Source organism: Steroidobacter agaridevorans (genome assembly GCF_009932555.1).
Classification (GTDB): domain Bacteria; phylum Pseudomonadota; class Gammaproteobacteria; order Steroidobacterales; family Steroidobacteraceae; genus Steroidobacter; species Steroidobacter agaridevorans.
Genome location: NZ_BLJO01000004.1, coordinates 195,640 through 208,514, shown reverse-complemented (window position 1 = coordinate 208,514; position 12,875 = coordinate 195,640). Strand labels below are relative to the sequence as shown.

Genomic DNA, 12,875 nt, shown 5'->3' with positions numbered 1-12,875 from the left:
GGCGTCCTTTTTCTACCGATCAGAAAAAAACTGATCCGACCCAAGCGTGGCTCCGAGCATACAACCGCATTTCAGCTATTTAAAGGACTGTCGTTGTATACAAGCGTCACTCCCGCCCAAGAATCGCACACATATACCGATTCGGAGCGGGCTCGCAGTGTCAAGTCCGCCAGCGCACAAGCCTATACGGACGCAATGTTGCTCGAAGACAACCGTAGGAGCACGCCTGGCGCGCGCTATGAGACGAAGCTACTAACTTTGGTTAGTAGTGTGAGCCGACCGAGGCCGGCGACAGGATGTGGGCCTTCCCCCGATCCCTCGCCGCCTCGTCGGTCGATTTTTTTTTAAAGAGACGCCAGACGCCGCTGCGCTGTCGGCCTGGCCCCGGTCGCTTGCGCCCGGTCGCGCAAGAACTCCTTCAGAATGCGCGCCGTATGCGACTCGCGAGCCGCACGCAATATGTCATCGGGCGAGCCCTGCACGACCACCTTGCCGCCCTCGGCGCCGCCTTCCGGCCCCAGATCGACGATCCAGTCTGCTTCGGCGATCACATCCAGATCGTGCTCGATGACCACCACCGTGTTGCCGGCGTCGACCAGTCGATGCAGGACGCGGATCAGCTTCTCCACGTCGGCCATGTGCAAGCCGACCGTGGGCTCGTCGAGCACATAAAGCGTGCCGGGGAATTTCTCGACCGCCTCGCCCGGTTCCGGTGTGCGCAACATCCTCGATTCGCGCACCTTCGACAGCTCGGTCACCAACTTGATGCGTTGAGCCTCGCCACCCGATAGCGTCGGGCTCTGCTGTCCCAGGGTGAGATAGCCGAGGCCCACATCCTGGAGCAGCCGCAGGCAGTGATGAACGCGCGTATGCGCACTGAAGAAATCGACCGCCTCATCGATGCTCATCATCAATACGTCGCCGATGCTTCGGCCCTTGTACTGCACGGTGAGCGTGTCGTGATTGAAGCGGCGCCCGCCGCAGCTATCGCAAACCACGCGCACGTCGGGCAGGAAGCTCATCTCGATCTTGCGCATGCCCTGGCCTTCGCAGGCCTCGCAGCGGCCGCCCGCGGTGTTGAACGAGAACCGCGATGGCGTGTACCCGCGCATGCGCGCTTCCGGCGTCTCGGCGAACACTTTACGGATGGCGTCCCAGAAGCCGATATAAGTCGCCGGACACGAGCGCGGCGTCTTGCCGATCGGCGTCTGGTCCACTTCGAGAATGCGCTCGATCTGATCCCAGCCCGCGATCTCTTTACAGCCGCGCCACTCGAGCTTCGCGCCCCGACGACGGCCCAGCGCCGCGCGCAAGTTGTCATGAAGCACGTCGCGCGCCATGGTGGACTTGCCCGAACCGGAAACGCCGGTGACCACGGTCAGTCGATCCAGCGGCACCCTGCACGTCTGTTTACGCAAGTTGTGCAGCGATGCGTCCTTGACGACCAGCGCCGGCGATCGCGAGCTCACTTCGCGACGATTGCCGATGGGATGCTGTAGCGGCTGCGCCAGCAATCGCCCCGTGACCGATTCGGGCGAGCGCTCCAGCTCGCTGGCCGTACCCGCCGCAACGACACGCCCGCCTCGCGTGCCCGCACCGGGCCCGAGATCGAGCACGTAGTCCGCGCGACGGATCGTTTCCTCGTCATGCTCGACGACCAGCAGCGAATTGCCCTTGGCGGCCAGCTTGTCGAGCGTGTCCAGCAGAATGCGATTGTCACGCGGATGCAGGCCGATGGTCGGCTCGTCCAGGATGTAACAGACGCCCTGCAGGTTCGAGCCAAGCTGCGCGGCCAGGCGGATACGCTGCGCTTCGCCGCCCGACAATGTCGGCGCCGAACGATCCAGCGCGAGATATCCCAGGCCGACGTCCTCGAGGAACGCCAGACGCGAGTGGATCTCGGTGAGCACGTCACGCGCAATCTCGCCTTCGCGGCCTTTCAGCTTCAGCGAGTTGAACTGCTTGCGCATGTCGGAGACCGACTGCCCCGTCACCGCCGCGATGGACTGATCGCGGAAGCGCACGTTGCGAGCAATCGGATTGAGCCGCTCGCCTTCGCAGCTCTCGCAGCTCTCGGCCTCCTGCTCGAACCACTCGTTCCACCAGATCTCCTCGCCGCTCTGCTCCTCATCGAAGCCGCGGATCTGCAAGCCGGTGCCATAACAGCTTTCACACCAGCCATGCTTGGAGTTGAACGAGAACAGGCGCGGATCGAGCTCGGCGAAGCTCTTGGCGCAGGAGGGACAGGCGCGACGGGTCGAGAAGATCGACAGGCCAGCATTCGCGGCCACAACGTTGCTGCCCTTGGCGGCCTTCTTCGCGACCGGGGCCTTCTTTACTTTGACGCTTTCATCCAGCAAATGGACCACGCCCTTGCCGAAGTCGAGCGCGGTGGTCAGCGCTTCACGCAGCTCACGCTCGTTGCGAGCCGAGACCTGCACGGTCGCGACCGGCAGCTCGATCATGTGCTCCTGGAATCGAGACAAGCGCGGCCAGTTCTGCGTGGGCAGCAACTCGCCGTCGACTCGCAATTGTTCGTAACCCTTCTTCGCGGCCCAGGCGGCGAGATCGGTATAGAAACCTTTGCGGGCCACCACCAGCGGCGCGAGCAAGCTAACGCTCTTGCCTCGATAGTCACGGCAGATGCGGGCGAAGATGGATTCGAAGCTCTGCGGCTCGATCGGCACATCGCAATCCGGGCAATACTGAGTGCCCAGCTTCACGTACAGCAGACGCAGGAAGTGATAGATCTCGGTCAGCGTCGCCACGGTGCTCTTGCGGCCGCCGCGGCTGGTGCGCTGTTCGATGGCGACGGTCGGCGGAATGCCAAAGATCGCATCCACATCCGGGCGCGACGACGGCTGCACGAACTGCCGCGCATAGGCATTGAGCGATTCGAGATAGCGGCGCTGTCCTTCGCCGAACACGATATCGAACGCCAGCGTCGACTTGCCCGAGCCGGACACACCGGTCACGACAGTGAACTTGTCGCGCGGCAGTTCGACATCGACGTTCTTGAGATTGTGCTCACGAGCGCCGTGGATGCTGATCGCGTTCGCGCGCGGACGATGAGCGGACGCGGCCAATGGCACGACGGTGCGCTGATCGGCGATCTTCCAGCCGCTCTCGACTTCTCGAAGCGCCTTGCCGGTGTGCGATCCCGGCGCCTTCATGACTTCCGCTGGCGTGCCGACAGCGATGACTTCACCGCCGGCCTCACCGCCTTCGGGCCCCAGGTCGATCAGCCAATCCGACGCGGCAATCACATCGAGGTTGTGCTCGATCACCAGCAGCGAGTGACCGGCCGCGATCAAGCGGCGGAAGGCACGCAACAACTTGGCGATATCGTCGAAATGCAGGCCCGTGGTCGGCTCGTCGAATAGAAACAACTTGCCGGGCGTGGCGTCGTCAGTCCTCACAGTCGCGCTTTCCGCCAGATGTCCCGCCAGTTTCAAGCGCTGCGCTTCGCCACCGGACAGCGTCGGCACCGGCTGGCCGAGCCGCAGATAATCCAAACCGACTTCCGCGAGCGGACGCAACGTCGCCAGCACTTCGCGCTCGCCAGCGAAGAACTCCACCGCCTCCGACACCGTCATGTCGAGCACATCGGCGATGCTACGGCCCGGCCCGGGCCCGCGATTCAATGTGACTTCGAGGATCTCGCCGCGATAACGCCGGCCGTTACAGTCCGCACAGCGCAGATACACGTCGGACAGGAATTGCATCTCGACATGCTCGAAGCCATTGCCGCCGCAGGTCGGGCAGCGACCGTTGCCGGAGTTGAAGCTGAAGGTGCCGATGGTATAGCCGCGCTCCTTGACGAGCGGCTCATTGGCGAACAGCTTGCGGATCGCGTCGAAGGCGCCGACGTAGCTGGCCGGATTGGAACGCGTCGTGCGGCCGATCGAGGTTTGATCGACCATCACGACCGCGCTGATGTGTTCCGCGCCCTTGATGCCGTCGTGCTCGCCCGGCGCTTCCGTCGGCTTGCCGAAGTGCTTGAGCAACGCCGGATACAGCACATCTTGAATCAATGTCGACTTGCCCGAGCCCGACACGCCGGTGACGCACACCAGACGTTGCAAGGGGATGGAGACGTCGATGCCCTTGAGATTGTGCTGTCGCGCGCCTTTCACAGTGAGCAAAGCACTCGGCGCGGACTGAGCAGCATCCGGCGATACTTCGCTGACCTGCTTACGGCCGAGCAAATAATCCGCGGTGAGCGATCGCTCTGCCTTCTTCAGCTCGGAGGGCTCGCCGAAGAACACGATCTCACCGCCCTTCTCGCCCGGGCCGGGGCCGACATCGATCAACCGATCGGCGGCCTGCATGACTTGCGGATCGTGCTCGACGACCACCAGCGAATTGCCCGCGGCCTTCAAGCGACGCATCACATCGATCACGCGCCCCATGTCGCGCGGATGCAAGCCGATCGAAGGCTCATCCAGCACGAACAAGGTATTGACCAGCGACGTGCCGAGCGCCGTCGTCAGGTTGATTCGTTGCACTTCGCCGCCGGACAGCGTGCGCGACTGGCGATCGAGCGTGAGATAGCCGAGCCCCACATCGAGCAGATAACCGAAGCGCCCGCGGATCTCTCGCAGGACCAGGTCGCTCGCTTCATCCAGCGGTGCGGGCAGCGCCAGCCGATCGAAGAATTGTTTGCAACGATCGATGGGCAACAGCATCAGCTCGTGAATGCCGATGCCCGGCAACTCCGCCAGCTGCGGATCGCTCCATTGCACGCCGTTCGGCTTGAATCGCAAGTGATCGGGCAGCACGGCCTTCGCATCCGCCTGCGTGCCGAGACGCCACACCAACGCGTCAGTCTTCAGCCGTGCGCCATCGCACGCCGTGCACGGCGTGTAAGCGCGGTACTTCGACAACAAGACGCGAATGTGCATCTTGTAGGATTTGGTTTCGAGCCAGGCGAAGAAGCGGCGCACGCCGTACCACACTTTGTCTTCCCAGCTGCCCTCGCCTTCGAGCACCCATTGCCGCTGCTCCTCGGTCAGGTCGCGCCACGGCACGTCGATGGGAATGTTTCTTTTACGCGCGTACTTGATCAGATCGTCCTGGCACTCGCGATACGACTCGGTCTGCCACGGACGGATCGCGCCGCCCTTGAGCGTCTTGCTTTCGTCGGGAACGATCAGGCCGAAGTCGATGCCGATGATGCGGCCGAAGCCACGGCACGACTCGCATGCGCCCAGCGGCGAGTTGAACGAGAACAGGCTGGGCGTCGGCTCGCGGTAGTGAATGTCACAATCGGCGCAGTGCAGATCGGATGAGAATCGCCACGTTGAAGCGATCGCGGGCGTTTCGTTTTCGGCCGCGCGAGCACTGCCATTCGACGCGTCCAGGACATGCACCGCGACGCGGCCGCGACCCACGCGCAACGCGGCTTCGAGCGCTTCGATCACTCGTTCGCGATCCGTGTTGTCGAAGCGGAAGCGGTCCTGAGTCATTTCCAGGACGACGCTCGCCGGCTCTTCATCGGCGCTCTTGCGTCCCTTCTTCGCAGACTTCTTTTTGCCCTTGATCGGTTCAGCCGCCGCGGTACGGGCCTCGATCCGCCGGAACAAACGCGTATAGCCCTGCTTCTCCAGCAAGCTCAGCACTTCGGCTTCGCCGAAGTTCGCCGGCACCGGCACCGGGAATGTGACGATGACGCGCGCATCGGAGCGGCCCAGCGTCTGCAGCCGCTCGCTCAACTCTCCATAAATGCTCTGCGCCGAATCGCGCTTCACCGGCGCGGCGCACTGACGGCAATACACCTGCGCGGCGCGTGAGAACAGCAGTTTCAAATGATCGTTGAGCTCGGTCATCGTGCCCACGGTGGAGCGCGAGGTCCGCACCGGATTGGTCTGATCGATGGCGATGGCCGGCGGAATGCCGTCGATGCGCTCGACCTGCGGCCGATCCATGCGATCGAGGAACTGACGTGCGTACGGCGAGAACGTCTCCACGTAGCGGCGCTGCCCTTCGGCGTACAAAGTATCGAACACCAGCGAGGACTTGCCCGACCCGGACACGCCGGTGACGACGATCAGCTCCCCGGTGGGCAGCTCGAGGTGCAAGTTCTTGAGATTGTTCTGGCGCGCGCCACGAATGACGATGGACTGGGACATGCTCACCCATGGCCACAGGCCATGAACACTGTAGGAAAAACGGAACCGGGGACCCGGGAGGAGTAGATGCGGATTGTAAGCGCAGCTTCAACCACGCGCCCAATCGAGGGCGCATTGAATCCCCGAAAGCTGTCAGTCCGTGTCTGGTTAAAAACGAGGGATCAGGCATCCTGCCACGACCCTCGTGCGAGGCGCCAAAAGGCGTGACTTTTGGCGCTCGCCGCCGCGAGCGGCGGGGTACATCCATGTACCCATGGGGTGGCTTCGATTAGGTGTCTATCGCGGACGTGACCAAGGGCGGCAACGGGCAGTGAACCGTCGCGCAGATGGCCCGGAGCAGCTCGGCCTCGCCAAGCGTCAGCTTCTGGTCGTGGGTCACCGTCTTGACCAGCGCCTCGACCAATTGCTCCTTCATGATGGGCGCCAGCCGGTCCAGCCGGCTCAGCGCCAGGTCGAGCGGCTGCGCCCAGTGCGCCAGATTGACGAAAGACGGCCGCTCCCGAGGCAGCAGGTGGTGCACGCCCGCTTCATACGCCCGGCGGGATGCCGCGGCGTCGGTGTGCCCGTGTTGAGCCAGCACCGAGAACAGCACCTGAATATCCTTTTGCACGGCGCTCAACGGCAGCTGCCGGGCGCGAGCGGCAGGGTTCAAATCGTCGTTCAGGTGGACTTGCGCGAGCTTGCGGAGCACGTAGCTCTGCAAGGAGACCCGACCTTCCCGCTGGAGCATGCCATTCAATGTCGACAGCAGCTGCATGCGCTCGTCTCGCGTCAGCTGACGCAGCGCTGGAATTGCCCCCAGCAATGCCGGCATACGCTGTTCCGGCTCGAGCGCATCCACCCAGCTCAACAGCTCGGCCACGTCGTCCGCCGTTTGCGCACCAATCTGCTGGCCGATGAATTGCCGCTGGCGGTCTCGACTCTCGGGATTTGTATCGAGCGCCAGGGCCAGCAGCAGTACGCGCGCCGAATGCGGGTGACGGCTGGCAATGACGATTGCGTCGGGCAGCGACTTGCGAATGTCCCGCGCCACTTGCATATGAAGCGTACTGGGATTGCCGACCAGTGCCGCGACGCTGGCGGATGCGCCGGCGCCGGGCACATTGATCAGCCCTTCCAATCTTTCCGCGGATGTTTGTTTCGGAACCGCGTCCGCTTTCTTCTGTTCGGCGAGGCGCGCCATTTCCGCTCGCGCACGCTCGAATTCTTTCGGATCGAAGCGCGGGTCGAGCGCCTTGAGCCGATCTTCCAGCGCCGGATGCGTGGCGAAGAATCGGCTCATGCCCGGCGCGAACAGCATGTGTGCAACTTCTTCGACTTCCGGATTGCCGATTCTCGAACCGCCCGACACCGCACCGATTTTCACCAGCGCGCCCCGCAATCCCGTGGGATCGCGCGTGAACTGCACAGCCGACGCGTCCGCCAGTGACTCGCGACTGCGAGATACCGCGGCTTGGATCAGGCGACCGAAGAACAATCCGATGTAACCAACGACCATCACGGCGAGCGCAACCAGCAGCACCGGCATCGCCTTCTTGGAATCGCGGCCGCCGGAGGAGAGACGGAGCACGGTGCGACCGATCAGCGCGATCACCAGCAGCCCGAACAGCAAGCCCATCAGCCGGATGTTCAGCCGCATGTCGCCATTCAAGATGTGACTGAACTCATGCGCGATCACGCCTTGCAACTCGGCTCGGTTCAGCGTCGTCAGTGTGCCGCGCGTGACGCCAATCGCCGCGTTCGCCGGATTGTGGCCTGCGGCGAAGGCATTGATGCCGGTCTCTTGCTCGAGCAGGTAGACCTCGGGCATGGGCAGCCCCGAGGCGATCGCCATCTCTTCGACAACGTTGAGCAGGCGTCGTTGCTGCGGATCGGTGGTATCCGGCGAAACACGCACGCCGCCGAGCGAGCGCGCGACCACACCGCCACCCCCGCCGAGCACCACTGTTTTGTAGAGGCTCGCCAGCGCGATGATGCCCACCACCGCTAACGTAGTGAGCAACACCGTTCCCGGGTGAGCGGTCATCCACTCACCCAAGGTCGGCGAGTAACCAGTCCGGTTCGCTTCTCCGAGAGACAACACGAAGCACACGACCGCGTTGACCGCCGCCGCTACCGCCAGCACGGCGGCGACGAACAGTACGACGAGCCAGCGGGTCGTGCGTCGCGACTGTTCCTGTCGCTCGAAGAAGTTCATGCGCGTGTTAGAACTTCACCACCGGCACCGCGCGCTTCTCGGGCGACTCGATCTCCAGCAACTGCGCCGGCAGGAACGAGAACATGTTTGCGACGATGCTGTTCGGGAACATTTCGCGACTGTTGTTGTACGTCATCACGGCGTCGTTGAACGCCTGCCGGGCGAACGCGACTTTGTTTTCGGTCGAGGTCAGCTCTTCCGACACCTGCATCATGTTCTGATTGGCCTTCAGGTCCGGATAGGCTTCGGCCAGCGCGAACAACCGGCCCAGCGCGCCGCTCAGCGCATTCTCCGCACCGGACAGCTGTTGAACGGCATTGGGATCGGTCGGATTCGCGGCGGCATTCTTCAAGCCGACCACCGCAGCGTTGCGAGCCGTGATCACCGCTTCGAGCGTCTCGCGCTCGTGCTTCATGTAGCCCTTGGCCGTTTCCACCAGGTTCGGAATCAAGTCATGACGGCGCGTGAGCTGCACGTCGATCTGCGCGAACGCATTCTTGTACGCGTTCCGGCCGCCGACCAGCTTGTTGTAGATGGAAATGAAGAAAATCGCGATCAGGACGATGACGATGAAAACGATCCAACCCATCTGACGACCTCCACGGCAAATGCCGTATCAGAGCATACCGAATGCGTCCGGCCCCCAGCAGTGTCGCCGGCCAACGGCCGCTCGCGACCGGCAAACGGCATTCGCCGGCGCCGGTGAAGTGACTCAGTTCACAGGCTGTGCTGGGCAGGATGCCCGAATGCCGGGAGCGCAGGGATGCGCAGGACCGGCCCTGCCAGCTTCCGCAGCGAGCGCGCTTTCCAACCAGGCTTGCACCGCGCCGCTGGCGATTTGACCTTGCAACCATCGATCGACCTGGCTGCGGAGCGCTTCGTCTTTTGGCAGCAGGATCGCCTTGTCACCGCGAGTGAACGTGGTCGAAGTCGCGCGACACAGGCGCTTGTCACGGCGCGCCTGCAAGTCGACTTCAACGTCATCGGTCACCATGACATCGGCATGACCCGCCGCGATCTCAGCAAAGATCGTGCGATTGTCCGGATGCACGGTGACCTGCGCGTGACTCAGCCGCTCGCGCACGAACTGCTGATTGGTCCCACCGGGATTCACGACGACGCGCACCTCGGGACGATCGATTTCTTCGACGGTGTCGAAGCGCGCCTCGGTGCCACAGCGAACGATGGGTGTCTTGCCGCCCTGATGATAAGGAACGGAGAACGCCGCCAGCTTGGCGCGCTCCGGCGTAATGCTGACTCCACCGAGCGCGATATCGAAGCGCCCGGCCTGGTAGTCCCGCATCAGCGTGCTCCAGCTCGTGCTCACAAACTGCGGTTGCGCGCCCAGCGATTTCGCTAGCGCCTCGCCCATTTGCACATCGGCGCCGGAAAGCTCGCCGCCGCGCTCCAGCGTAAACGGCGCGTAATCGCCGGTCATGCCGATGCGGAGCACTTTGCTGGCTTCGATTCGTTCGAAGGCCGGCATCGCAGACGGACGCAGCTGGCTCGCTGCTTTCAACAGCGCTTCTTGATCGTCCTCCTGCAACCCCGGCATGACGATCTTCTCGGCTTGCGATCGATAACGAGCGGCAAAGCCGTCCGTCATCAGCTCGGGCAGCGCGAGATAGATGGCGCCCAGCAGCTCGTTACCGAGGCGGTCCAACTGCGGGCGAATTTCATTCTTCAAGTCGCGCACCGGCTCGTTAACGGGCTTCTGAGCCTTCCAGGACGCAATGAAGTGTTCTTGCACGTCGCTGGCCATGCGGATTTGCAGCGCGAATAATTCGCGTGCCGAGTTGGCGTCGATGCCGAGACGCTGCGCTTGGGCAACGGTCGCATCCAGGACCTGCTGCTCGCGGGCGGGGTCCGTTACCGGCACGTTGTTGGCGAACTTCCAGGCTGCGACCGAGCGCATCAGCTCGAGCCGCCGCTGCATCAGATCGAACACACCAGCCACGTCAGCCGGCCCGGTAAAGCTCGCGGCGGCAGCGACGTTCGCCGTGAACAACATCGCCAGCGCGATCAAAATGCATTTATGCAGTGACATACCTTCCCCTGAAGACGAGGAAATGTAGCACTTCGCGCCAATAAAAAACCCGCCGGGGTCATCGGCGGGCTCTTGTGAATCAAGCGGTAGTTCGCTTAGCGGCGCGGTCCAAACAGATCGAACAGCCGGCTGAGCAGCGTGGGCGCGAATACGTCGGCATCGATGCTCGTGCGCATGACCGGCACGTCGGCCAGGTTCACACGGATCTCATCCTCGCCGCGCGGCTTCGAAAAGTCATACACGCGCGTGGTCGCTTGAGAAGGCGCGGCCGCGGCTGTGCGACGAACCTGAGTCTGGGCGGGGCTGGCGGCGCTCATCGATGTCCTCCGAAAGAGATCCGTGGGAGAGTCGGCGGGCAGACTAGAGGAAGTAATCGAGCCGCCATGTGAGGCAAATCACGTTCGCACGTCACGCGCGATGCTCGAATGCCGCGATTCGAGGTCGCGCAGTTTTATGTCGTGCGCTTGTCGCCGACGACAGACGACAGACCCTCTTGCACTCGACGCTGAAATGCAGAACGTTGCACCAATGCTGACCGCACTCAGAATCCCGCCGTTCATCGCGACGCTGCTGCTCGCTGTCGCCTGCTCGAAAGAACCCAGGCCGGCGACCGCGCCGGGCACACCACTCGTCGAGCAAAGCGCTGCCGATCCGGCGCAAGGATCGGCCGATGAATTTCGCGGCTCGTTTGCGCCGGGCGGCATCGCCGCGACTTACAGCGCGCAGTTCAAGGAAGGAAAGATTCAGAGCCTGCAGGAGACGCGCCAGGCGACATCACAAACCGCCACTTACGAATTCCTCGGCGCGCGGTTGATGAAGTACAACGGCGCAGCGCTGAGCTCGAACGACAGCATCGAGCTGGAACTCGATCAGCAAGGCAAAGTACTGAAAGCGAAAGCTGGCGACAAAGATGTGAGCGCCGAAGAGATCGCGGCTATACGTGACCGAGCTCAATCGCTACGCAGCCACGCGGTCTCGCAGTACGCCGTGAAGGGACACGAGAAGGTCTAGTCTCGTCGCAGCGGCAGCCTGATCTCCACCCGCAAGCCGCCAGTCGCCGCATTCTGAGCACGCACCTGGCCTTTGTATAAGCCGACAACGCGCGCGGTGATCGCGAGGCCAATGCCAGTGCCGCCGGAATCCCGATCGCGCGATTCGGCGACTCGATAGAACGGCTCGAAGATGTGCGCCAGCTCGGCTTCCGGCACACCCGGACCGTGATCCTCGATCGCAATCAAGGCATCGCGGTGCTCGCGAACCAATGAGACCGCGACCGCCGTGCCCGGCTTGGTAAAGCGCACGGCATTACGCAATACGTTTTCGATGGCGCTGCGCATGAGGTCGTGATCGCCGTTCAGCCAGAGGTTTTCACCGGGCGTCCAATCGACGTTCTTGTCGGCAGCGCTCGCTTCCAGACGCGCATCCTCGACCACCTCGTTCAACAACGTGGTCACATCGATTGGCTCGAGGGGCAACGTCGGCTTGTACGAGCGCAGCTGCGACAGCTGCAACATCTGCCCGATCAGGGTATCGAGGCGCTCGGCTTCGAGCTCGATGCGATCCAGCTGTTTGACGATGTCCGCCTGCGGCCGGCGTGCCAGCCCCGATGCGACCCGCAACCGGGCCAACGGCGAGCGCAGCTCATGTGACATCGCCCGCAACAGATCTTCTCTTGACGCGATCAGAGTGCGGATGTGGTCCGCCATCGCGTCGAAGTCTCTCGCCAGCACGCCGAGCTCGTCGCGACGGCTCGAGAACTCTTCGCCCACCCGCTCATCGAGATTGCCGGCCGCCAGCGAGCGCGCGCTCGACTGCAAACGTTCCAACGGCTTGCTGATGTAGTGCGCCAGCCACCAGCACACCAGGCCGCTGATGACCAGCGCGAACGCGAACACGACCAGCCGCACGTCCGACGCCTGCAGCGGACTGATCGGCGAGCGCTGCCCGATCATCACTGTATAAACGGTGCCGTCGCGATCGGTGAACAGCGGCGTAAGCAACAGAGGATCGTCGCGCCCGTTGGGCGGCGGCTCACGGCCGAAGAAGCCCGCGTCCTTCAACCGGTTCGCATAGCTGCGATAGGTCGGCGGCAGCGGCCGCTGCAGAATGTCCTGACCGTCCGGACGCACCACATAAATGTGCCGGCCGGGAAAACGATCCTCGGCGTTCTCGATCCAGGCGTATAGATCCTTCATGCCGCCGACCAGCAGCCGGTTCTGTGCTTCCGAAGCCAGTTGTCGAATGTTCGGCGAAGCCGTCTGATCGCGCTGAAAGCGATACCAGGCCACCGCCGCGGTGGTGGCGAGCACCAGCAGCGTCGCTACCCAGAACGACAGGAAGATGCGAAGGAACAGTGAGCGCACGGCTCAGACACGCTGCTCGGCACGCACTTCGCCGGTGGCGATCAGCACGTAGCCCGCGCCGCGAATGCTACGGATTTCTGGCAGGCCGTTCTCACCCAAGCCGAGCTTGCGACGCAAGTTGCTCACGTGGGTATCGA

7 protein-coding genes and 1 pseudogene are annotated in these 12,875 nt (G+C 63.2%); 1 reads left to right on the top strand and 7 read right to left on the bottom strand.

Features of this window, described 5'->3' with window-relative positions:
• Positions 1 to 344 precede the first annotated feature (344 nt).
• The 5 genes from uvrA to GYH35_RS15515 form a co-directional block, all read right to left on the bottom strand.
• Positions 345 to 6,131 (bottom strand): excinuclease ABC subunit UvrA, encoded by a 5,787-nt coding sequence (uvrA, locus tag GYH35_RS15535; RefSeq protein ID WP_161828922.1) that lies wholly within the window; start codon positions 6,129 to 6,131, stop codon positions 345 to 347.
• Between the two features lie 268 nt (positions 6,132 to 6,399).
• Entirely contained in the window at positions 6,400 to 8,328 is a 1,929-nt protein-coding gene (locus GYH35_RS15530) for a M48 family metallopeptidase (protein WP_161810819.1), read from the bottom strand.
• A gap of 7 nt (positions 8,329 to 8,335) precedes the next feature.
• Complete coding sequence (locus GYH35_RS15525) at positions 8,336 to 8,917, bottom strand: LemA family protein (protein WP_161810818.1); 582 nt, start codon at positions 8,915 to 8,917, stop codon at positions 8,336 to 8,338.
• A 123-nt stretch (positions 8,918 to 9,040) separates the two neighbouring features.
• Positions 9,041 to 10,375 carry a gamma subclass chorismate mutase AroQ gene (gene aroQ / locus GYH35_RS15520; protein WP_161810817.1) on the bottom strand — a complete coding sequence of 445 codons (1,335 nt, stop codon included), beginning with the start codon at positions 10,373 to 10,375 and terminating at the stop codon, positions 9,041 to 9,043.
• A gap of 95 nt (positions 10,376 to 10,470) precedes the next feature.
• Positions 10,471 to 10,692, bottom strand: a complete 222-nt coding sequence (locus GYH35_RS15515) for a hypothetical protein (protein WP_161810816.1) — start codon at positions 10,690 to 10,692, stop codon at positions 10,471 to 10,473.
• A gap of 211 nt (positions 10,693 to 10,903) precedes the next feature.
• Here GYH35_RS15515 and GYH35_RS15510 point away from each other — a divergent pair, with 211 nt between their 5' ends.
• Positions 10,904 to 11,386, top strand: coding sequence for a hypothetical protein (locus GYH35_RS15510; RefSeq protein ID WP_161810815.1), 483 nt, complete (start codon positions 10,904 to 10,906; stop codon positions 11,384 to 11,386).
• Here GYH35_RS15510 and GYH35_RS15505 read toward each other — a convergent pair.
• Both GYH35_RS15505 and GYH35_RS34935 read right to left on the bottom strand, forming a co-directional pair.
• Positions 11,383 to 12,738: an ATP-binding protein gene (locus GYH35_RS15505; RefSeq protein WP_161810814.1), complete on the bottom strand. Its 1,356-nt coding sequence runs from the start codon at positions 12,736 to 12,738 to the stop codon at positions 11,383 to 11,385. The genes GYH35_RS15510 and GYH35_RS15505 overlap by 4 nt on opposite strands.
• Positions 12,739 to 12,741: 3 nt before the next feature.
• A pseudogene (locus GYH35_RS34935) lies at positions 12,742 to 12,875 on the bottom strand (DNA-binding response regulator); the annotation flags it as partial.